Consider the following 20326-nt stretch of genomic DNA (forward strand, 5'->3'; position numbering starts at 1 on the left):
GACCGCGCCCCTGGAGCCCGGAAAGCCAACCTGCGTCATCTGCCACACGGTGAAGGGCAAGGGCTACGTCCCGTCTGAGAACAATCTGGCCTGGCACCACAAGAGCAAGTTCACGGACGAGGACATGGCTGGCCTGCGCGCCGCCTTTGCTCCCTCTGGCCAAGCGAAGGAGGGTGCATAGATGCGCGGCAGATGCCTGGACCTGGTCCACAAACTGGCCAAGACTGATGAGCGCATCGTGTTCCTGGGCTCGGACCTGGGCTTCGGCACGCTCAAGAAGTTCCGCGAGGAACTGCCCGAACGCTTCATCATGGAAGGCATCAACGAGGCCCATGCCATCGGCATGGCTGCGGGGCTGGCCTTTGACGGACGCATCGTCTACGTCAACACCATCGCCACCTTCCTGACGCGCCGCTGCTACGAGCAGGTGGCCATGGACCTGTGCCTGCACAAGGCCAACGTCCGGCTCATCGGCAACGGCGGCGGCATGGTCTACGCGCCCCTTGGCTCCACCCACCTGGCCATTGAGGACATCGCCATCATGCGCGCCCTGCCGAACATGGCCATCGTGGCCGTGGCCGACGCCGAGGAAATGGAGCGCCTGATGCCTCAGACCGTTGACTGGCCGGGCCCGCTCTACATCCGCCTGGCTAAGGGCTACGACCCCATCGTGTCCGACCCGGCCATCCCCTTTGTTTTGGGCAAGGGCATGGAGATCCAGCGCGGCAAAGACGTGCTCCTGGTGACCACGGGCGTGACCCTGGGACCGGCCAAGGAGGCCGCGAAGCTGCTGGCCGAGTCGGGCGTGTCCTGCGGCATCCTGCACATGCACACGGTGAAGCCCTTTGACAACGGGCTGTTCCTGGACATGGCCCAGGACGTCAAGGCCGTCATCAGCGTGGAGGAACACACCATCCTGGGCGGCCTGGGCAGCGCCGTGGCCGAGATACTGGCCGAGACGCCCTTTGCCCGCCAGCCGCGCTTCAAGCGCCTGGGCATTCCGGACGTGTTCCCGGACAAGTACGGCACCCAGAACCAGCTCATGGGCCGCTACGGCATCAACACCAATACCATTGTAAGCACGGCCAAGTCCCTGCTGTCGTAAAGCACAACAATCTTCAGCAACATCCCGGAGGACATCATGGGTCATCTGCGCAACTTCGTCACCCCGCTGCACAAGGCCACCGCCCGCGACTACATCGGCCGCATGGTGGACGAGAAAGTGAAGTGCATGCTCAAGGCCAAGGAGTACGAGTTCGACTACTGGGACGGCGACCGGCGCTTCGGCTACGGCGGCTACAAGTACATGCCGGGCCGCTGGGCTCCCGTGGCCAAGGCCCTGATTGAAACCTACGGCCTCAAGGCCGGCAGCCGCGTCCTCGACGTGGGCTGCGGCAAAGGCTTTCTGCTGCACGAAATGCTCATCCTTGAGCCGGGCCTCGAAATCGTCGGCTTCGACATCTCCGAGCACGGCCTGGCCTCCAACACCGACGAAGTGAAGGCCAAGGCCAACCTGTTCCGCTACCGCGCCCAGGACGCCTACCCCTTTGGCGACAAGTCCTTCGACCTGGTCATCAGCCTCGCCACCCTGCACAACTTGCGTATTTTCGAGCTCAAAACCGCCCTTTCCGAAATTGAACGGGTGGGCAAGCAGGCCTACGTGATGCTGGAGAGCTACCGCACCGAGCAGGAGCTGTTCAACGTGCAGTGCTGGGCCCTCACCTGCGAAAGCTTCTTCGACACAGCCGAGTGGATCTGGCTGTACCGCCACTTCGGCTACACCGGCGACTACGAGTTCATCTACTTCGAATAAGGCCCGCGCTTCAAACGGCAGCCCGCGTCGAACAAGAACGCCCTCGAACAAGAGCAGGAGAAGCATCATCATGCAGATCAAGACAACCACCGCCGCCATCCTGGTGGAGCAGAAGAAACCCCTGGCCGTGGCGGAAATCGTCCTGCCCGCGGAACTCTCCTTCGGCCAGGTGCTGGTGAAGATCCTGTACAGCGGCATTTGCGGCGCGCAGCTGAACGAGATAGCCGGCGCCAAAGGCCCGGACAAGTTCCTGCCGCACCTGTTGGGCCACGAAGCCGTGGCCGAGGTGCTGGAGATCGGCCCCGGCGTCAAGACGGTGAAGCCCGGCCAGCGCGTGTGCCTGCACTGGCGTCCGGGCACCGGGCTCCAGTGCGAGCCGCCCAAGTACGGCTGGAACGGACAGGTGGTGAATGCTGGCTGGGTCACCACATTCTGCCGCCACGCCATCATCAGCGAGAACCGCATGACCCCGGTGGCCGACGACTTTGACCCGCGCCTGGTGCCGCTTCTGGGCTGCGCCGTGACCACGGCCATGGGCGTCATCAACAACGACGCCCATGTGAAGATCGGCCAAAGCGTGGTGGTCTTCGGCGTGGGCGGCGTGGGCCTGAACATCGTGCAGTTCGCCGCCCTGGTGGCCGCCAACCCGGTCATTGGCGTGGACATCAACGACGAGAAGAAGGATATGGCCCTCAAGTTCGGCGCCACCCACGCCTTCAACTCAACCAAGGTTCAGGACATCGCCGAGGAGATCAAGAAGATCGTCGGCCCCGGCGGAGCGGACGTGGTCATCGACACCACGGGCAACGCGCGCATCATAGAGCTGTGCTACGAGCTGACCCATGCCGACGGGCGCACCATTCTGGTGGGCGTGCCCAGCAAGGGCGACAAGGTCAGCATCTACACCCTGCCCCTGCACTTCAAGAAGGTGCTCAAGGGCTCCGAAGGCGGCTCTTGCCTGCCCGCCCTGGACATCCCGCGCATCATCAACCTGGTGCAGAAGGGCCGCGTGAGCCTGGACGGCCTTGTGACCCACGAGTTCGCCCTTGAGGACATCAACGACGCCCTCGACCTGGTGCGCACCGGCCAGGCAGGCCGCGTGCTCATCAAAATGTAGGGAGACGGCCAAGGCCCACACTCTTCCTGGCCCGTGCGTGGGGCCGAGATGCCCGCAGCCGCGCCTAGCTGTTCATGTTGCAGTGCAGCCAACAGTTCGGGAGAATACTCCCTGACAAGGACATGCGGCGGGCATCGGCCCCAGTCTGGAAGCGGCGGCTGACGTAAGCCGCTGTCCTGTGCTTTTCCGGTTACAAAGATAGCCTGCGCGGGCTGGACGTACGGCTCTCCCCCCCCTCGCCGCCCGGCAAGCCGTCGCCAAGGGGCCAAACCCAGCAGCCCTCGCCATCATCTTGCAGGCTGCGCATCTCTCCCTGGCCGCGCGGCCAACGCCAACAGCGGCCTAGCCGACCTCTGGGGCAGTTCCTGCTGCCACATCGGCATCTTGCGAACGAGGCCAATGGACCGCAACGATCCGAAATCGAACACCATCTCCATGGGCAACCTGCTGCCTGTCGTCCGAACCGTCGTGGAAATCAACAACCGCCGTCTTCGGCGTCCCCTGTAGGGCGAGGGCTCAGCGCTCCAACCAGCCTGGTTGCTCCCCCTCACGTTTTCAATTACCTATTCCTTATGCCGCATCAGGATGAAGCGACATTTTGCGGATCACAACCGGGGGCAAGGTGGATTACACTCGCAACGGGCTGATCTTTGGCGGCGCCGGGAAATTGGGCACGGCCCTTTCGCGCGCGTTCTCAGACGGCTGGGCCATGCGCACAGTGGAGAGCCGAGAGGCTGACGTCACCGACAAAGCCGCCCTGCGCGCGCTGCTGACCCAGGCGCGCCCAAAGGTGGTCTTCAACGCCAAGGTCATTAGCGGGGTGGACGCATGCGAGCAGGCTCCAGGCTTGGCCTTCCTCATCAACACACGCTTCCCCTCGCACCTGGCCGAACTGTCCGAAGAATTGGGCTTCACCTTGGTGCACTTCAGCACCGACGCCATTTTTCCCGACTGCGCGCCCGGTGACGCGCACACCGAGTCCAGCGTACCCGTGCCGCTCAACGCCTATACCCTGAGCAAGTATGGCGCGGATTGCCTCATTCCGGCCATTACCCCCAGGGCATACGTGCTGCGCCTTTCCGTGCAGTTCGGCGAACGTCCGGCAGCCAGGCAGTTCGTGGAGCGCATGCTGGAGCAAGCCCTGGAGGGTGCGCCGGTGTTGCGCGCTGCTTCAGACGTGATTTGCTCCCCAAGCTACAGCCTGGACGTGGCTGGGCGCATCCGCCAGATGCTTGAGCACGGCGAACCAAGCGGCCTGTACCATCTGGCCAACGCCGGCCAGGCGTCGCTTTTTGAGCTGGTGTCCACGGCCATTGGGCTGCTGGGCCTAAGCACCCGCGTGGAGGCCCTTCCCTCAGCCTCCTTCCCAACCCTTGGCCGCCGAAGCAACGTCACCCCCATAGCCTCGGGAAAAATTGATCCCCTGCGCCCCTGGCAAGAGGCCCTGGCCGAATTCTGCCGCGAGTTCAAGGCCGCGCGCGATGCGCAGCCTTGACGGCCCTCGTCGGGGGCCTCGCGCTGCTTGGCAGCGCCCTAAGCGGCCATAGGGGCGAGTTGTGCAATAACCGCCCCCATTGGCCGGATCCCGCCTGACGGGCACCCGAGGTGAACCGGCAATGCGCAAGCCGGGCCGTTTAACTCCAGACAGCCAAGGATCATACCGACGTGCCTGAGAACACCGCATCCACCGCCCCAAACCCTGCGCCGCAGCCAAAGGACCGAAAACGCCTGCGCCGCATCTTGCTTTTCGCGGTGCAAGGCACGCTTTCGGTTGTTCTTGCGTCCATGGTTCTACGCGGCCTGAACTGGCAGTCCCTGGCACAGATGGCCGCCCGTCTGAGCGTCACCTTCTTCATCGGCGCGAGCGTCATCTCCCTCCTCACCACGGTCATCTACACCATGCGCTGGCAGCAGGTGCTCATCTCCATGGGCCATCGCTCACCGCTTTCCGGCTTGGCGCGGCAGAACTTCGTGGGCGTGTTTTTCAACAACTTCGCGCCATCCATGCTGGGCCAGGATGCTGCAAAAACCTACTATTTGGGGCGCGACATGGGGTACGTGGCCGCTGGCGTCTCAGTGCTGGTGGACAAAATCCTGGGCCTCGGCGGCATGACCGTCCTTGGCGCAGCGCTCATCATCCTGCTGGGCCTCAAGGACCCCATCTTCACCGGAGGCCTCACAGCCGCGTTGCTGTTCTCCTTCATTTCAGGTCTTGCGCTGCTCTCCATGCGCGTGCCGATGGAGCGCATGATCCCTTCCTTTCTCAGGCGCTGGTCCCTGGGGCAGCGCATCGTGGACCTGGCCTCGCGCAGCAGGGCCAACGCAGGCAGCGCCGTGACCCTGCGCTCCCTGGGCGCCGGCCTGCTGGTGGTCACCGTGTGCATGGGCCTCACCGCTGCTTCCTATTACTGGTTCCTGCTGGAGGCCACGGGAAGCACCCCCAGCCTGATCCAGCTCATGTGCGCCCTGTGTCTCGTTTACACCGTGTCCAACCTGCCTGTAAGCGTCAACGGCATCGGCGTGCGCGAGCAGGCCCACGCACTGGTTCTCGCCGGTCTGGGCGTCCCCCTGGAGGCCGCGTTAGGACTCTCCCTCCTGCAATACCTGTTCATGACTCTGCAGAGCCTCATCGGCTGGGGTCTTTGGATCACCCGGCCCCGCTTCCAACCCCCGACGGATAACAAATGCGCGCCCTCGGCCTGACGCGCAGAAGCGGCGGCTGGATCCTACCGGGCATTGGACTGGCCGCAGACCATGGCCTGTTCCGGCTCCTTGCGGACGGGCTCGGCGTGGCAAGGCGTGCGGCCCCCGTGGCAGGGGTCCATGCTGCGGCTGCTCACCGTGCCCGACCAGAATCGCAGGATTCCAGCAGAACTGAAAGGACACACGATATGATCACGCGATCAGCAACCTTAGCTGCATTGTTGTTGTGCGTTGCGTTTGGGCTGTCTCCTGCCCTCGGAGCCGGGCCAGACAACATCTCCAGAATTGCAAGCGCACCCAGTGGACCCCTGGCCCTGTGGACGCCGGACCAGCTTGCAGAGCCCAGGAACGCCGCCCAGGCCAAAGCAGAAAGGAGCATCCGCCAGCTAGCCGCACCAGACAACAACGCCCCGGCCCGCCTCGCGCCGGTGGAGCCCCTGCCAACACTGCCAGAAGCCCGTCATGGCGTCATCCGGCGGGTGCTGCTGTCTTCGGGCGACAAGCGCGTGGCCCTCACCTTCGACCTCTGCGAACGCTCTGTGCATGTAACGGGTTACGACGCCCGGCTGGTGGACGCTCTGCGCGCGGCAAACGCCAAGGCGACATTCTTTGCAGGCGGCAAGTGGCTGCGCTCTCACCCTGAGCGCGGCATGCAGCTCATGGCCGACAGGCGCTTCGAGCTGGGAAACCACGCCTGGACCCACGCCAACATGGCCGTGGCCCCGGCTGAATTCCGCAAGTGGCAGCTTGACTGGACCAGCGCGCAATACGAGCTGTTGCGCGACGAACTGAACCGCAGGCTGGCGGCGCGGGGCATGGCGGCCAGCAACCTTGGACCGTTCAATTTGTTCCGGCTGCCCTTCGGGCGCGGCGGAGCCGAGGTCACTCGTTTTTTGAACGGCCAAGGCTTTGCCGTGATCCAGTGGGATGTTGTGGGCGAGGGAGGAACGGGCAACGCCCAGGCGCGGGCTCAGGCCATTGCCGATGCGGTCCGGCCTGGCTCCATCGTGCTGCTGCACGCCAACGCCATGCCCAAGGACACCGCCGAGGTGGTGCGCCGCCTGCTGCCGCTCCTGGCGCGCAAGGGCTACGCCACGGCCACAGTGAGCGAACTGCTGGCCGCAGGTCGGCCAGAGGTTGTTGAAGACGGCTATTTCACCCTGCCCGGCGACAACCGCATCTACGACGACATGTTTGCCGGCTACGGTTCAGGCGAACGCAGGGCCGCAGGCCGGAAATAACCCAAGGCCGGCGTTCGGAACCAATCAGGGGTAGCGGGGCCGCACGCGCACCAGCTCCAGAAACGAGGCCGGACCTTTATCGCGCAGGATCTCGCCGTTCTTGCGCCAGCGCTCCGCCAAGCCTTCAGGCAGGCCTGGATTCTTGCAGGGGAAGTCCGGGCACAGGCCGCAGAAATCCATCTCCCGCTCCATGGCGCAGGCGCGCACCCCGCAGCTACCCAAGAGGCAGCCGCCCTCGCGACAGCCCTTACATACGCCCTGGGCCATAAAATCCAGCAGCAAGGCAAAGCCCGGATAGTGCCCGAGCGCAGGGTTCATGGCCGCCAGCCGCTGGGCGTAGGGCCCAAAGTCCGGCCCCAGCAGGTCGCGCAGAGCGCGGGCGTGATTGCGGATGGCGCCGCCCGCAAAGGAGAGGCAGCCGCCACAGTACAGACCGCAGGGTGCAATGAGCCGACGGAGCTCTGAGCGGGAAGGGGGCAGCGCGGTGAAGGACATGGGGAGCCTCCAAGACAATCTCAACCCGCTGCGTAGACGAATTGCCCAGCAAGGCCAAGGGCGACAAATACTTATTCTTGTGAGTAGCGCAGTGGTCGCGGTTTGCTGGAAGGGGCCAAGTGGAGCGTGAAGTCCTGGGCCGGGATCAGCAGGGCAGCGTCACCAGAACCTTGGTTCCCTGGCCGGGCTGGCTGGAGATGTCGATATCGCCGCCAAGGGCCTTCACCGTGCCATAGCTCACCGAAAGGCCCAGGCCAGTGCCCTGCCCCACATCCTTTGTGGAGAAAAACGGCTCGAACACGCGGGGCAAATGCGCGGATAAAATGCCGTGCCCGGTGTCCTCCACCTCAATATGCACCTCGTGGCCCTGCGCGCTGGCGATGACCCAGAGCTGGCCCCCTGCAGGCATGGAGTCCAAGGCGTTGTCCAGAATGTTGCCCAGGGCCGTGCCCAGGTCTGATCCTGGCAGACCGCAAGGCGGCAGGCTGAAGCTCGGCAATTCGGGCGACACGGCGGGGATGCAGTTCACGCCGCATTCCTCCGCGCGGCCCCTGCGCTCGTCCAATAGCTCCAAAAGCAGCAGACGGAGGTCAAGGGATGCGCAGTGCCCTGCCGACTCCACCAGACCGGGCTGGCTTTCTGGCTCGGCCTTGTTGCACAGGCACAAGAGCTTGGCTGTGATCTCCTTCACTCGTTGGCCATGCTCACGCATTTTCCTCGCAGAGCTGAGCATCTCCGCAAGGCTGGCCGCCAAAGCGCCCGACTCGGCGCCGTTTGCGGCATCAAGGTCGGCGGAAGCCTCAACGCGCAGCCCGGCCTGCAGATCAAGCGCCAGGTCCTCAAGCCAGCCCGCCAGGCTGACCATGGTGTTCACGGGGTTGTTGATCTCGTGGGCCACTCCCTCGGCCATGTGACCCAGAGCAGCCATCTTGGCGGTCTCGGCCATGCGCTGGCCTTCCAAGCGCTCCTCGCGCCTGTCCTGGGCGCGCAGGATGGCTTCCGTGAGGCGCTCAATGGGCACGGGCTTCACCAGATAGTCGGTGGCGCCCAGCTTCATGCCCATAATGGCCGTGGCCAGGTCCATCTGGCCGGTGAGCATGAGGGCCTCGGCCTGGGGTTTGAGCCTCTTGAGCTCGCGCAGCACGCAAAGGCCGTCGATGCCCGGCAGGTTCACGTCGAGCACGGCCACGTCGAGCTCGTGCCCGGCGGCCAGGCGCAGGGCCTCCTCACCATCATAGGCGGTTCTGACCTGGAAACCCCGCGCCTGGAGCCGTTCGGCAAGAAGATCCGCGTAGTCGCGCTCGTCGTCGACGAGAAGGACGGCGTTCATGCGTGCCCCAGCTACTTCTTGTCGCCCTCGTGCATGACCTTATCGGCATCCGCGTGGTCGTTGGCCTCGGCAAAGGTGGCGGCCACCATCATGTCTTCCATCTTCTGGCGGTAAGCGCCCTTGATGCTCTTCACCAGTCGGTCGATGTCCACGGGCTTCTTGTGGTACTCGTAAGCGCCCAGCTGCATGCAGACTTCCTGATCCTGCTCGGAGCCGTGGCCCGTAAGCACGATGACCTGCACCTCAGGGTGGGACTTCTTGACCTTGCGCAGCACCTCGACGCCGTCGATGCCGGGCATGCGCAGGTCGAGCACCATGACGTCCGGCGTTCCGTCCTTGATCATCTCAAGGGCGGTCTCGCCGTCATGGGCAACGTCAGAGCCCATGTCGCGCATCTTCATGCGCTCGGCCAAGGTGTTGACGAAATTCTCCTCATCATCAACCAGCAGCAGCTTGATCTTCTTGCTCATGTGCACTCCTTGTTTGGGCGCTGGCGCGCCCTGTTCCAGGGGCCGCAGGCGGCAGCCCGAAGCCCCCGGTTTGGCGATTGGCTTAGGCTTCCGCCAGGCCGTAGGCCACACGCACCCCGGAGAGTCCGACGGACTCCAGGAATCCGCAGGCCTGCGGCGGCGGCGCAAGCCGCTTGGGCTTGCACCCAATCAGCTCGCGGGCCTCATCGAGGCAGCCCGCCTCGGCGAAGGCGGCGGCGGCATAGATGTCCGACACGCTGGCTCCGCAATCCTTCACATTGGCCATCCGCATGGCCTCTTCCCTTTCCCCGGCCTCGGCAAAGGCCAAACCGGCGAAGGTATCCTCAAGTCCCTTGAGCATTCCAAGCATAATGTCCTCCTTGGGCCTCCGGCCGATGGCGTGCACTCCGCCGGCCGGGACAGTGTGAAGTCAAGCTGCTACATTGGAATGCTACTCCTCTTGAACCAGAAATCAAGTGCCCTAGGCCATGGCCTTGGGCAAAGAAAGCACGACTCCCTGCCCGCCCGGCCCGGCGCAGACCCCCACCTGGGAGGCCTTCGCGCATCGGGACAGCTCCGCATAGCCGGGCTGCTGGCGCAAGGCCTCGAAACCTGGCGCATCGAGCCGCACAACGGCCAGCCCCCCCTGCTCCTCAACCGAGAGCATGAGCTGGCAACCACGCGGCATGAGCGGCAGGCCACAATCAAGAACCTGGCCCACCAAGTCCATGACCTCCACGGCGCGCAAGCTGGTGCGCAGCCCCGTGCGGCCCGGGGCCAGCACCAGGGAAACACGGCCGCGGGAGGCGTCGCGGCGGCACAGGCCAACCAGAGAGCGCATGGCCTCGTTGACCCCGGCCCCGGCCGGAGTGGCCTCCGGCGCGTGGGCGCAGTAGTTCAGCTGCTCGGAAAGCGCCATGCCCCGCTCCACCTGCTCGGCCAGGATGCCCAGCCCCTTTTTGAAGCGCTCGGCGTGGGCGAAATCCGCCCCGCCCATGGCCAGCAGATCCTCCATGAGCCCGCCGGACTCGCGGATGGTGGCGAGGATGTTCTGCATCTCGTGTGTGGCAGAGGCCGTGAGCCGACCCATGAACAGCGCGTCGCGCATGGTTCTCCGTCCCCTATTGGCCCAGGCTTGCGGCTTTGCCCGCGTAGTCGATGGCCGACTCCATCTTTTCGATGAGGGTGTCGATGTTCAGCGGCTTCATCATGTAGTCAAAGGCGCCCAGGCGCATGCCCTCAATGCCGTCGCGGGTGCTGCCGTGGCCGGTCAAGAGCAGCACCTGCACTTGCGGATTGCTGCGTTTCACGCGCTCCAGCACCTCCAGGCCCTTGATGCCAGGCATGAGCACGTCAAGGACCATGACGTGGGGTTCGTCCTGGGCAACGGCAAGCAGGGCGCTCTCGCCGTCAAAGACCACGCGGGCGTTTATGCCGCGCAGTTCCAGACGTTCGGCCAGGGTGGTGATGAATTCGTGCTCGTCGTCCACAAGCAAAATCTTCCAGTCTTTCGTGTTCATGCCAGTGCCTCGCGCTGCCCTTTGGGCAGGGTGATGGTGAGCGTGGTTCCCACGCCCTGTGTGCTCTCCACGGAAATTTCTCCGCCCAGGCGCTTGATGATGCCATAGGTTATGGACAGCCCGAGTCCCGTGCCCTTGCCCTTCTTGGTGGTGAAAAACGGTTCGAAGATGTGCTTCAGGGTCTCGTCGCTCATGCCGCAGCCATTGTCCTTCACGACCACGCGCACGTCGCCGTTCTCAGGCCGGGCGGCGACGGTGATGCTCCCGCCGTCGCCCACGGCGGCCAGAGCGTTGTTGAACAGGTTCAGGAACACCTGCTGCAACTGGCTGCGGTCAGAGACGATGCGCGGCAGCTCCGGGTCCAGGTCCAGCTGCACGTCCACCTTGCGGTGCATGGCCTCGTTGGCCAAAAAGCCCGCAGTCTCGCGGATGAGCTCGCCCAGGTCCAGCTCCTCGAAGCTCACGTCCATGCGCCGGGCAAAGCCCAGCATGCGATGGGTGATGCCCCGGCAGCGCTCCACGGCGCGCAGCACGCTGTCCACCTGGGCCAGGATCTTCTCACGGGCCGGGAAGTCCGGCTGCATGGTCAAAATGTCTTTCATGAGCCCGGTCTTCTCGTTGATGATGGCCAGCGGGTTGTTGACCTCATGGGCCACTCCCGCAGCCAGCCGTCCGATGCTGGAGAGCTTCTGGGAATGCTCCACCTCGCGCAGGGCCAGCTCGCGCCGGTCCTCAGACTCCTTCATGCGCTGGATGAGCGCATCGGTGACGCGCATGGCGGCGAAAAGCACCACGGCCACGCCAGCCACGAAGATGAACAGCAGGTCGCCGCGCACCGTGTACCAGGTCTTGAGCGCGCTGGAGCGCGGCTTGGCCGCCATGAGCACGAAGTCCGCGCCCGGGAAGTAGGCGTAAGCCAGGAACACCTCGCGGCCCAGGGGATCGGTCATGGTGAGCACCGTCGGCTCAAAGGTCAGGGGCGGCAGGGGGAAGGACATCCTCTCCAGCACCTTGCCGTAGTTGTTGGAGTTGGTCTGCATGAGCCCCTGGGTGTTCACCAGGAAGGCGTCGGCGTCCGGCTCCAGGCTCATGCTGGCGATGAAGCGCTCGAACTGGCGCGTGTCCAGAGTGGCGCGCAAAATCCAGGTGCGCCCGTCCTCGCTCATGTGCTGCACGGCCACGATGACGTGGGGAAATTTGCGGAAACCCATGAACACGTCGCTGACGTACTTGCCCTTGACGCGCACTTCCTGGAACCAGCGCTGGTCGGAGTAGTCCTTGCCTTGCAGGGTGTAGGGGCCGACGTAGTTCACCTGGGTGCCGTGCTCGTCGATGAGCCCCAGGTCCACAAAACCCTCGAACTCGCGCCGCATGACGTTAAAGATGCGCGCCAGCTTCTTCTCGTCCGCCAGCTCCGCGTAGGTGTAGGCCGAGGCGATGAGGCTCACCGTGGAGCTGCGCTCGGCCAGGAACAGCTCGAAGGAGCTCTTGGTCTTGTTCACCAGCACCCGCAAGGGATTCTGGATCTCGCGCGCCATGGCGTTCTGGTGCTCATAATAGTTGAGCACGGCCATGACCGACAGCGGAATGAGCGTGGCCGCCACCATGAGGGCGATGATCTTGCGCCGCAGCATGGTGTAGCGCTCGGGCGAAACCGCCTCGTCCACGTCGCTCGCCAGTTCGCGCAGAGGGTGCTTGAGGAGCGCGGCGAGCTTACGCATGGCCTCCGCCTTCGGTATCCACAGCGCCATCCGCAACGGGGACCGCAACGGACTTGTGGAGCGAGAACAAGATGTCGCCGCTCTCAAGCCGACCCGCCAGGTACCGGGCCAGGGCGTCCTCGGCCAGGCCGGCCACGCTGTCCAGCACCACAAGCCGCTTCCAGCGCAAATAGTGGTAGTGCTCCTCCTCCATGCCTCCGGTGATGACCACGGAGACCTCGCGGTCCAGAATCAGATCGCAGAGGTCGTCGGCGCTGGAATGGGCCAGCACCAGCTCCTGACGCTTGGTCTCGCGGCCTTCGGCGTCCACAGTGACCAGGAGCACCTCGCTTGCCAGGTCAAAGCGCGGGGCCACCTCGTTGCGGTACAGGGTCACGAGAATCTTCTTGCTCATGGCAGCCCCCTTACGCTTTTTTGCGGGCAGGCTGCTTGCGCGCCGCCGCGGGCTTCATGGCCGGTGAGCCGGTTGCTTCGGGCACGCGGGGAAAGCGCACCTGGGGCGGCAAATGCTCCGGCAGCACAAGCTCGCCCGCGCACACCATCACCGCATACTCCACCATGTTGCGCAGCTCGCGCACGTTGCCGGGATAGTCGTAGCCCGATAGCAGCGAGAGCGCCTCCTCGGAAAAGCCAAGCACCTGCTTGCGGAACTTGGTGGCGTAGATGCCCAGGAAGTGGGTCAGCAGGAACTGCACGTCCTCGCCGCGCTCGCGCATGGGGGGCAGGTGCAGGCGCACGGCGTTGAGCCTGTGGAACAGGTCCTGGCGCAAAAGACCCGCCGCAACCAGCGCCTCGGGATCGCGGCCCGTTGCCGCGACCACGCGCACGTTGAGGCGCATGGGGCGCTCGCCCCCGGCGGGCACCACGGCCTTTTCGTCCAGCAGCCGCAGCAAGCGTCCTTGCTGGGCCAGGGGCATGTCCGCAATTTCAGAAAGATAGAGGGTGCCGTTCTGGGCCAGCTGGAACTTGCCCGGGCGGGACTGTCCGCCCTCGCCCGCGCTGGCCTGCCCGAAAAGCTCCACGTCGAGCAGGGCCTCGGGCATGGGCGTGGCGTTGACGCGCACGAAGCTCTCGCGGGCGCGGGGGCTGGCGCGGTGCAGAGCCTCGGCCAGCAGGTCCTTGCCCGTGCCGGACTCGCCCGTGAGCAGCACGGTTGCGTCGCTTTGGGCCACGGCGGGAAGAATGCGCAGCAGGTGCTCCATGGCCGAGCAGCGGCCCACGATGGCCCCGGGGCCTGCGGTGCGGGTAAGCCGCCCCTCCAGCTCCTTCAGTGCGGAAAGATCCTCGATGACGTCGAGGGTGCACAATAGCGCGCCGCCCTGATCCAGCACGGGAACGCTGGTGAGGCGCACTGGCACCTTGCGGCGATGGCGGTTAATGAGCGTGCCTTCACGGCTTTCGGCGGCGCAGGAGGCCTCGGCGCAGGCACCGGCCTTGGAGCCGTCCAAGCGCGGGCAGTGGTGCAGGCAGAAGCTGCCGCGCAGCACATGGCGGCAGGGAACGCCCGCCACCTCAGCGCTGGTGAATCCGGTCAGGCGCTCCAGCACGGCGTTCAGGAACAAGGTTCGCCGCTCGCGGTCCACCACGGCCACCCCGAAGGGCAGCTCGCGCAGAACGCGCAACAGGTCCGCCCGGTCAAGCCCGGCGGCCGCCAAACCGGCGAAAGGTTCCAGATCTGCGTGCATTGCCACTGTATTTTCCACGTTGATCTCCTTCAGGAGGGAAGTGCGGTGGGGAAGGCCGACCACACCCCCGTCCCGAAGGATGAGGTAAGGATGGCCTAGTGCGCTCCGCCGCCAACAATGCCGGATGCGGCAAACAAGAGAACGAGAATCTCGGCCAGGGCCATCAGGGCAAAGCCCTTCTCGCCACGCTTCAAGAAGGCCGGAATAAGCGGAATGTAGCAAAGAATGGTCATGCCCGCCAGAAGCACTATTCCCAGGAAATTCAGGAAGTCGCCCTTGGCGATGAGCACAGTCCAGCCCCAGCCGTGAGGCACCTTGCCAAGCTCCAGATACGTGCCCACGGGCTGGGACCACAGCAGGGGCACCTTTTCCAGGGGCACGTGGGGGGTTACGATGCCGGTGACATACAGCAGATAGGTCAAAGCCATCAGGGCCAGGCCGCCCCAGCAGCCGTAGAACAGCATGTTGGCGTAAGTAATCTGCTCCTGCGAGGCTCTGCCGGTGTGCTTCGGGGTGTCGCTCATTGTCTCTCTCCTTATTGGATGCTCTGCCGGACCGGACGTTGGCGCGGTCCGCATTGTCGTCATTGTTCGTGCCGCCGGGCGCGCAATCCGCGCCGCCCAGGCTGCGGTCCTAAACGCCCAAGCCCTTCAGCAGGGCCTTGCCGCCCGCAAAGAGCAGCACACCGATGACCATGTAACGGATGAAGGTCGGCTTGGCCTTGGCCAGCAGGCGCACGCCGACGAACGAGCCCAGCATGAGGCCGATGATGCTCGGAATGGCCATGAGCGGGATGACGCAGCCCTTGTTCAGATAAACCCACGCGGCCGAGGTGTCGGTGATGGACAGCAGGAACTTGCTGGTGCCTACGGCCACCTTGAGGGGCGCGCCCATGAGCAGGTTCAGCACCGGCACGTTGGCCCAGCCGGCCCCAAGACCGAACATGCCGGCCATGACGCCGATGACGATGAAGAGCAGCAGGCCTGGCAGCGTGCGGTGGGTCTTCCACTGCACCAGCTCGCCGGTGGAGGGATCATTGTATGCGCCGTCCATGCCCAGGGCCATGCTGAGAGCGTCCTGCTTGGCCACCACGGGGTGCGCGGTGTTTTTGGAGGTCAGCAACAGGATGGCGATGCCCATGATGGTGACGCCCAGGCAGAGCTGCACCACATTGGTTGGCAGAGCCATGCCCAGAAACGCGCCAAAGATGGCGCAGGTGGAGGCGATAAGCGCCACAGGCAAGGCCAGGCGCAAGGACGCGAAGTTGCGTTTGAGAAGGCCGGGACCAGCCGCCAGCGCTCCTGCCAGGGCCACCATGAGGCCCGCGCCGCGCACGAAGTCCAGGTGGAAGGGAAAAAATCCGCTGACAAGGGGCACGTAGAGCACGCCGCCGCCAACGCCCGCCAGCACGGCGATGATGCCCAGAACAAAACAGAAGAACAGCAGCACAGTGGGCCACACCCACCAGGCCACGCCAGTATCCGCGCCAAGCTGGACAGCGGCTTTCGCCATTTCGGCTCCAGCCTCGGCGGCAGCGCCGGTAACGGCCTCGGTGCCGGAGGCAAGGGCGGCCACGGCAAACAGCAGCACGCCAGACAACACAAACAGGGCGATTTTCGCCGGGAGACTCAGTCGATCCATCTTCATTCCAGCTCCTCTGAATCATCTCAGGATTGCCCAGCCTGCCTCGCCAGCCCCTCGGCCCGCGCAGTGGACGCACCCCCTACATCAAGAACCGGGCCAAGGCATAAGCAACTGAAATCATACGCTTGACCTCTTGTCCCCCAGGGTGTAAACGGCAAGAACTTGCCGCAGCTCCGGCAATGACCAGCCGAAAGGGTTCATCTGGATCCCTGGTGACGGTAGATTGCATATTTCGCCATTCTGGGACGGCTGGAACCTGCTGAGCACAGACCTCAAGAATGACACAAAACGCTTGCAGCGCTTGACTCGAACGACTTTTGCGAGGAAATGCCGAATGATGGACCCACGCGCATACGGCGGCAAGTTCTTGCCGCAGGAGCTCGACGCCGACCCCGAAGCGCGGGCCGCCATGCACGAGGCCGGGCTGCTGTTCCGGTCAGAGGCCATGCGCGCCCTTTACCGCGTGGCCATCCAGGTGGCCGGGAGCGACGCCCCGGTGCTGCTCACGGGGGAGTCCGGCACGGGCAAGGAGATCTTTGCGCGCCTCCTGCACACCCTGAGTAACCGCAGCGGTCGCCCCTTCGTGCCGGTGAACTGCGGCGTGCTCTCGGGCGAACTCTTTGCCGACAAATTCTTTGGGCACGAGCCCGGAGCCTTCACCGGGGCCACGCGCCTGCAAAAAGGCAGCTTTGAAATGGCTGCGGACGGAACCTTGTTTCTCGACGAGGTGGGCGAAATCCCGCTGCCCAACCAGGTGGACTTTCTGCGCGTGCTCGAAGAGCGCACCTTCAAGCGCCTTGGCGGCGAGAAGGATCTGGGCTTCCGCGCACGCATCGTGGCCGCCACCAACCGCGCCCTGCCCGACATGGTCCGCGCCGGACGCTTCCGGCCCGACCTCTTCTACCGCCTGAACGTCATCCCCATCGCCCTGCCCTCCCTGCGCGAACGCAGCGAGGACATCGCCCCCCTGGCCGAATACTTCCTCTGGCTCTTCGGCCACCACTACCACCGCCCGAACCTGAGCCTCTCCCCCTCCGCCCTGGCCCTGCTCACCCGCCACAACTGGCCGGGCAACGTGCGCGAACTCAAAAACCTCATGGAGCGCGTGGCCCTGCTGCACAAGAGCGACGGACCCGTCATGCCCGGCGACCTGCCGCTGGAGCTGCGTCTGGAGTTCGGCCAGAACCTGCCGCTGGGACTCGACCAAGGGAACGCGCCCAGCACCGCCCAAGAGACTGCGCATCCCGATGACTTGAATCTCGACGTCGTTGTGCGCCGCGCCGAAACCCTCGCCATGATGCGCGCTTACAAGGCGGCAGGCGGCAGCAAGCAGCGCGCCGCCGAGCTGCTTGGCATCAGCCCGCGCACCCTGCGGCACAAGCTCGCGCAGTACGGGCTGAAGCTGGAAGGGGAATAGAGGGGAGAAGAGAATATTGTTTCCAGGGGGTATGCACCCCCTGGACCCGCTTGCGGTAGCCGGTGGTGCCTGGATGGCCGTGCTCCATGCGCTCACTCTAGCGCCACCTGCGGAGCAGACTCTCCCCAGGGCCATCTTCCCTGCCCCCGCCGGGGAAGGGGTCCTCCAGGACCTGTTGCCAGGGCGTTGCGCAACAGGTGCCCGCCCTGAGGGGGGGGTTGCCCCTGGAGTCGGGCGGGTGTAGTGCCCCTGCCCATGAACATGCGCATCCTCCTCCAAGTGCTGGCCCTGGCCTTCTTGATGCTCTTCGTTGCCGCCTGCGCGGACAAGACTCCGGTCCCGCTGCCTGTGCCGCCCCCGGTGGTGCAGCTCCCCACGCCCCTGCCCGCACAGGACTGGCGCAAGCCGGTGTTCTACTATGCCACCAACCGCAACGTCCTGAGCGCCAACGGCAACGCGCAGTATGGCGGCCTGCGCTCGCGCGAGACGTCCTATGGCGAGCTCAAGACCAGCGCCAGCGGCGGTCAGGCCGACGGCAGCGACCTCTACCGCGTCAACGTGGACCTGGACCGCGTGACGCGCATGACGCGCTCGCGCTTTTTGGGCGAGATAGAGCGGGCAGCGGCGCGCACGCCTGGGCGCGAGGTGGTGCTGTTCATCCACGGATTCGACAACAGCTTTGAGGACGCGGCCAAGACAAGCGCGCGCATCGGGGTGGGCATCGGCTTCACAGGGGCGCTGGTGCTGTATAGCTGGCCCAGCGCGGGCAGCCCGGCAAGCTACCTGGGCGATCGCAACAACGCCTACTGGGCGGTCCACGACCTGAAGGAGCTCATCACGGACCTCACGGCCAGCCAGTGGGTGGGCCGAGTCAGCATCGGGGTGCACAGCATGGGCAACGAGGCGTTCATCCGCGCCTACACGGAGCTGGCCAGCGAATGCAAAAGCACGCGCGGCGGCTGTGCAGACCTCCGCAAGGTTCGCGCCATCGTGCTGGCCGCGCCGGACGTGGACCGCGAGATCTTTTTGGACCAGCACGCGGCCAAGCTCACCAGCCTGGACGCCCGGGTGGTGCTGTACGCCTCCCGCGCAGACATGGCCCTCGCGGCCTCGGCCCTTATGCAGGGCGGCGACTACGAGCGCCTGGGCAAAAACGTGGTCTGCATCCCCGGCATCCATGTCACAGATGTCTCCGACGTAAAGACCGACGTGCTGGGGCATTCCTGGATTTCCCAAAGCCGGGCCGTGCTGCAAGACCTGCGCTGCTCCCTTGCCGAAAATTGCAACCGCTACTCCACCGGCCTGCTGCGCGAGATGATCTGCACTCCGGCCATGCGCTACGCACTGCCCGATGCGGGCGCAGGGGCAGGCACCGACCGCGCCACCAGCGGCACGTCATTCTGGCAGCTTATGGTGCCGAACAACGGCTCCAGCACGCCAGCCAGCGCGGGCTTCAACCTGAAGCTGCCCTCGCTGCCGTCGTTCATGTCCAATTAGGGAAGGGTTAGAATCCCAGGGTCCGCCGCAGGCGGGCCAGTTCGTAGCGCAGGCGGCGGCGCGGGGTAAGTGACCGACGCAGCATGTGGTCCACGTGCGGCGCGTAGGACCGGGCAAGGGCCGCGAAGCTGCCCTTGGGCTCCACATGCGCGGGCGGGGCCACTTCCTGCCCCAGGACGTGGCGAATGGCCGCCACGGTGCGGACGTAGGCGTCACCCTCGCCGGGCAGGCGCACGACATCACGCGCAGCGGCGTAATCATCGGAATCGAATCGCGGGATGTCCCAGTCCTTGAGCCTGCGGCGCAAGTCATCCATGCCGGACAGCCACACCGAGCAGCGCCGGGCCATGTGCGCCTGGGCCTCGAACAGCCTGGGCTTGAGGGTCGCGGGCAAAAGCAGGCTCGGCCTCTCCCAGAAGGGCAGCTCCACACTCATGGCCGAGGTGCGCAAAACCGCCGCATCGCAGAACCGGAAGGCCCAGGTGGTGTCCGGCTCGTCCACGGCCCGGCGTCCGAACACCTCGTCCGAGGGCCTGCCCAGGCCCCAGGCATCGCCCGGCTGGGCGCCGTGCTTCTTCAGCGCGTAGTCCCACGGGTGCAGCTTGATGGCCAGGTTCAGCCCGGCCTGCTCCACGGCCTCGCACACTGCGCCGTAGACCTCCGGCGTGTTGTCCGGGGCGCTGGGCAGCCACAGGCAGATGGGCCGCGCCAGGTTGAACCCGTACTTGGCGCAAAACGCCGCCCTATCGGCAAATCCGCCGAACAGGTCGTTCACCGTGGGCTCGAAAAAAATATTGCCTGTATAATAGATGGTCTCGGCCAGGGCCAGCCGCTCCGATTCCCTGGTGCGGTTGAACTCGCGCTCGAAAAAAAGCGTCAGAGGATGCTGCACCAGCAAATTGTCCGCGCCGTGGCAGGTGAAGTCGCCAAGCAGCGTGGCCAGCTGCGCCGTCTTGCCGCCTCTGGCCCTTACCGCCGCCAGCACGCCGGGAATGTCCGCATCATGGTGCGCGTCCGTGATCACCAGCCGCGCTTCGGACTTTTTCGCCAGTTCCGCCAGCTCCGGACGCGAAACCAGCCGCACGCCCTGCGCAGCAAGCTCCTCCAGACGCGCCTCGGGCACGTCTGCGCCCACCTTAAGCCCGCGCGGCGGGCCGGAGTTGAAGCACAGCTCGCAGCGCACGCCCGCAGACGCCAAACGCCCGTGCAGGGCCAGGAGCTTGTGGAACGCGCCGCCATGGGCGTTGAACCAGGCGATGAGGACATCGGGAGCCATGGGCGCCGTGTCGCCCGGATAGGGGCAGGGTGTCAAGGATATGAGATAATGTGAGGGGGGTTTTATCCATTCGGGATCTTCGCCCTGAGCCGGACCCTGGCACGCCGGATTGAGCCTGCCTTGTACTTTCCGGCGGCCCAAAGAGCTTCATAACGGCCGGCCCTTTAGCTGGGGACTAGGGCGAGAGCCCCCCGGTCCCCAGCTGGGCCTTCCGCCCTACCCGCGCAAACCCTGCGGCTTTTCGCCCGGGTACAGGCTCTCAAAACCATCGCGCACCTGCTGCACGAAGTCCGTGTCGCGGCGCGAGGGATCGAAGTAGCGCGGATCACGCATCATCTCTCGCAGGCGCGCTGGGGTCAGGCTCTGGGCTGGGGCGGCATCACGCCCACGCAGACCG

Annotated in this window: 20 protein-coding genes and 2 pseudogenes; 9 read left to right on the forward strand and 13 right to left on the reverse strand. The window is 65.1% G+C overall.

Going from position 1 to position 20326, the window contains the following annotated elements; genetic code table 11:
* The 7 genes and pseudogenes from Q8O35_RS08395 to Q8O35_RS08425 form a co-directional block, all read left to right on the forward strand.
* A pseudogene (locus Q8O35_RS08395) lies at window positions 1-181 on the forward strand (hypothetical protein); the annotation flags it as partial.
* The gene (locus Q8O35_RS08400; RefSeq protein ID WP_305572203.1) at window positions 182-1105 is read left to right on the forward strand and encodes a transketolase family protein; all 924 of its coding nucleotides are present in this window, start codon (window positions 182-184) and stop codon (window positions 1103-1105) included.
* 36 nt (window positions 1106-1141) lie between these two features.
* Window positions 1142-1813, forward strand: coding sequence for a class I SAM-dependent methyltransferase (locus Q8O35_RS08405; RefSeq protein ID WP_305572204.1), 672 nt, complete (start codon window positions 1142-1144; stop codon window positions 1811-1813).
* Window positions 1814-1883: 70 nt separating this feature from the next.
* Window positions 1884-2930, forward strand: coding sequence for a zinc-binding dehydrogenase (locus Q8O35_RS08410; RefSeq protein ID WP_305572205.1), 1047 nt, complete (start codon window positions 1884-1886; stop codon window positions 2928-2930).
* A gap of 622 nt (window positions 2931-3552) precedes the next feature.
* Window positions 3553-4425 carry an NAD(P)-dependent oxidoreductase gene (locus Q8O35_RS08415; protein WP_305572206.1) on the forward strand — a complete coding sequence of 291 codons (873 nt, stop codon included), beginning with the start codon at window positions 3553-3555 and terminating at the stop codon, window positions 4423-4425.
* Between the two features lie 170 nt (window positions 4426-4595).
* Entirely contained in the window at window positions 4596-5633 is a 1038-nt protein-coding gene (locus Q8O35_RS08420; RefSeq protein ID WP_305572207.1) for a lysylphosphatidylglycerol synthase transmembrane domain-containing protein, read from the forward strand.
* Between the two features lie 188 nt (window positions 5634-5821).
* Entirely contained in the window at window positions 5822-6874 is a 1053-nt protein-coding gene (locus tag Q8O35_RS08425) for a polysaccharide deacetylase family protein (RefSeq protein WP_305572208.1), read from the forward strand.
* A gap of 24 nt (window positions 6875-6898) precedes the next feature.
* Here Q8O35_RS08425 and Q8O35_RS08430 read toward each other — a convergent pair whose 3' ends face one another.
* The 11 genes from Q8O35_RS08430 to Q8O35_RS08480 form a co-directional block, all read right to left on the reverse strand.
* A complete protein-coding gene (locus tag Q8O35_RS08430) occupies window positions 6899-7369 on the reverse strand; it encodes a DUF3795 domain-containing protein (RefSeq protein ID WP_305572209.1) in 471 nt (156 codons plus the stop codon).
* 145 nt (window positions 7370-7514) lie between these two features.
* The gene (locus tag Q8O35_RS08435; protein ID WP_305572210.1) at window positions 7515-8699 is read right to left on the reverse strand and encodes a sensor histidine kinase; all 1185 of its coding nucleotides are present in this window, start codon (window positions 8697-8699) and stop codon (window positions 7515-7517) included.
* A gap of 11 nt (window positions 8700-8710) precedes the next feature.
* A complete protein-coding gene (locus Q8O35_RS08440) occupies window positions 8711-9169 on the reverse strand; it encodes a response regulator (RefSeq protein ID WP_305572211.1) in 459 nt (152 codons plus the stop codon).
* A gap of 82 nt (window positions 9170-9251) precedes the next feature.
* Entirely contained in the window at window positions 9252-9539 is a 288-nt protein-coding gene (locus Q8O35_RS08445; RefSeq protein ID WP_305572212.1) for a hypothetical protein, read from the reverse strand.
* Window positions 9540-9650: 111 nt separating this feature from the next.
* The gene (locus Q8O35_RS08450) at window positions 9651-10277 is read right to left on the reverse strand and encodes a hypothetical protein (protein ID WP_305572213.1); all 627 of its coding nucleotides are present in this window, start codon (window positions 10275-10277) and stop codon (window positions 9651-9653) included.
* Between the two features lie 13 nt (window positions 10278-10290).
* A complete protein-coding gene (locus Q8O35_RS08455) occupies window positions 10291-10689 on the reverse strand; it encodes a response regulator (RefSeq protein WP_305572214.1) in 399 nt (132 codons plus the stop codon).
* Window positions 10686-12410 carry a PAS domain-containing sensor histidine kinase gene (locus tag Q8O35_RS08460; protein WP_305572215.1) on the reverse strand — a complete coding sequence of 575 codons (1725 nt, stop codon included), beginning with the start codon at window positions 12408-12410 and terminating at the stop codon, window positions 10686-10688. The genes Q8O35_RS08455 and Q8O35_RS08460 overlap by 4 nt, the downstream gene beginning before the upstream one ends.
* A complete protein-coding gene (locus tag Q8O35_RS08465; RefSeq protein ID WP_305572216.1) occupies window positions 12403-12804 on the reverse strand; it encodes a dinitrogenase iron-molybdenum cofactor biosynthesis protein in 402 nt (133 codons plus the stop codon). The genes Q8O35_RS08460 and Q8O35_RS08465 overlap by 8 nt, the downstream gene beginning before the upstream one ends.
* 10 nt (window positions 12805-12814) lie before the next feature.
* A complete protein-coding gene (locus Q8O35_RS08470) occupies window positions 12815-14113 on the reverse strand; it encodes a sigma 54-interacting transcriptional regulator (protein ID WP_305572217.1) in 1299 nt (432 codons plus the stop codon).
* A 77-nt stretch (window positions 14114-14190) separates the two neighbouring features.
* Window positions 14191-14619 carry a DUF1634 domain-containing protein gene (locus tag Q8O35_RS08475; RefSeq protein ID WP_305572218.1) on the reverse strand — a complete coding sequence of 143 codons (429 nt, stop codon included), beginning with the start codon at window positions 14617-14619 and terminating at the stop codon, window positions 14191-14193.
* A gap of 109 nt (window positions 14620-14728) precedes the next feature.
* A complete protein-coding gene (locus tag Q8O35_RS08480; protein ID WP_305572219.1) occupies window positions 14729-15742 on the reverse strand; it encodes a sulfite exporter TauE/SafE family protein in 1014 nt (337 codons plus the stop codon).
* Between the two features lie 331 nt (window positions 15743-16073).
* Here Q8O35_RS08480 and Q8O35_RS08485 point away from each other — a divergent pair, with 331 nt between their 5' ends.
* Complete coding sequence (locus Q8O35_RS08485; protein ID WP_305572220.1) at window positions 16074-17156, forward strand: sigma-54-dependent Fis family transcriptional regulator; 1083 nt, start codon at window positions 16074-16076, stop codon at window positions 17154-17156.
* Between the two features lie 255 nt (window positions 17157-17411).
* Window positions 17412-18653, forward strand: coding sequence for an alpha/beta hydrolase (locus Q8O35_RS08490; protein WP_305572221.1), 1242 nt, complete (start codon window positions 17412-17414; stop codon window positions 18651-18653).
* 7 nt (window positions 18654-18660) lie between these two features.
* On the opposite strand, the gene Q8O35_RS08495 is transcribed toward Q8O35_RS08490, so the two are convergent.
* Together Q8O35_RS08495 and Q8O35_RS08500 are read right to left on the reverse strand one after the other, a co-directional pair.
* A complete protein-coding gene (locus Q8O35_RS08495) occupies window positions 18661-19929 on the reverse strand; it encodes a hypothetical protein (protein ID WP_305572222.1) in 1269 nt (422 codons plus the stop codon).
* A 216-nt stretch (window positions 19930-20145) separates the two neighbouring features.
* Window positions 20146-20326: pseudogene (locus Q8O35_RS08500) on the reverse strand (hypothetical protein); the annotation flags it as partial.

It is taken from the genome of Humidesulfovibrio sp. (genome assembly GCF_030689645.1).
Taxonomy (GTDB): domain Bacteria; phylum Desulfobacterota; class Desulfovibrionia; order Desulfovibrionales; family Desulfovibrionaceae; genus Humidesulfovibrio.

Excerpts from the sequence above, each read along its gene's own strand:
- Q8O35_RS08400 (WP_305572203.1), top strand. The coding sequence starts at position 182 with ATGCGCGGCAGATGCCTGGACCTGGTCCACAAACTGGCCAAGACTGAT.
- Q8O35_RS08405 (WP_305572204.1), top strand. The coding sequence starts at position 1,142 with ATGGGTCATCTGCGCAACTTCGTCACCCCGCTGCACAAGGCCACCGCC.
- Q8O35_RS08410 (WP_305572205.1), top strand. The coding sequence starts at position 1,884 with ATGCAGATCAAGACAACCACCGCCGCCATCCTGGTGGAGCAGAAGAAA.
- Q8O35_RS08425 (WP_305572208.1), top strand. The coding sequence starts at position 5,822 with ATGATCACGCGATCAGCAACCTTAGCTGCATTGTTGTTGTGCGTTGCG.
- Q8O35_RS08430 (WP_305572209.1), bottom strand. The coding sequence starts at position 7,369 with ATGTCCTTCACCGCGCTGCCCCCTTCCCGCTCAGAGCTCCGTCGGCTC.
- Q8O35_RS08435 (WP_305572210.1), bottom strand. The coding sequence starts at position 8,699 with ATGAACGCCGTCCTTCTCGTCGACGACGAGCGCGACTACGCGGATCTT.
- Q8O35_RS08440 (WP_305572211.1), bottom strand. The coding sequence starts at position 9,169 with ATGAGCAAGAAGATCAAGCTGCTGCTGGTTGATGATGAGGAGAATTTC.
- Q8O35_RS08445 (WP_305572212.1), bottom strand. The coding sequence starts at position 9,539 with ATGCTTGGAATGCTCAAGGGACTTGAGGATACCTTCGCCGGTTTGGCC.
- Q8O35_RS08450 (WP_305572213.1), bottom strand. The coding sequence starts at position 10,277 with ATGCGCGACGCGCTGTTCATGGGTCGGCTCACGGCCTCTGCCACACAC.
- Q8O35_RS08455 (WP_305572214.1), bottom strand. The coding sequence starts at position 10,689 with ATGAACACGAAAGACTGGAAGATTTTGCTTGTGGACGACGAGCACGAA.
- Q8O35_RS08460 (WP_305572215.1), bottom strand. The coding sequence starts at position 12,410 with ATGCGTAAGCTCGCCGCGCTCCTCAAGCACCCTCTGCGCGAACTGGCG.
- Q8O35_RS08465 (WP_305572216.1), bottom strand. The coding sequence starts at position 12,804 with ATGAGCAAGAAGATTCTCGTGACCCTGTACCGCAACGAGGTGGCCCCG.
- Q8O35_RS08475 (WP_305572218.1), bottom strand. The coding sequence starts at position 14,619 with ATGAGCGACACCCCGAAGCACACCGGCAGAGCCTCGCAGGAGCAGATT.
- Q8O35_RS08480 (WP_305572219.1), bottom strand. The coding sequence starts at position 15,742 with ATGAAGATGGATCGACTGAGTCTCCCGGCGAAAATCGCCCTGTTTGTG.
- Q8O35_RS08485 (WP_305572220.1), top strand. The coding sequence starts at position 16,074 with ATGATGGACCCACGCGCATACGGCGGCAAGTTCTTGCCGCAGGAGCTC.
- Q8O35_RS08490 (WP_305572221.1), top strand. The coding sequence starts at position 17,412 with ATGAACATGCGCATCCTCCTCCAAGTGCTGGCCCTGGCCTTCTTGATG.
- Q8O35_RS08495 (WP_305572222.1), bottom strand. The coding sequence starts at position 19,929 with ATGGCTCCCGATGTCCTCATCGCCTGGTTCAACGCCCATGGCGGCGCG.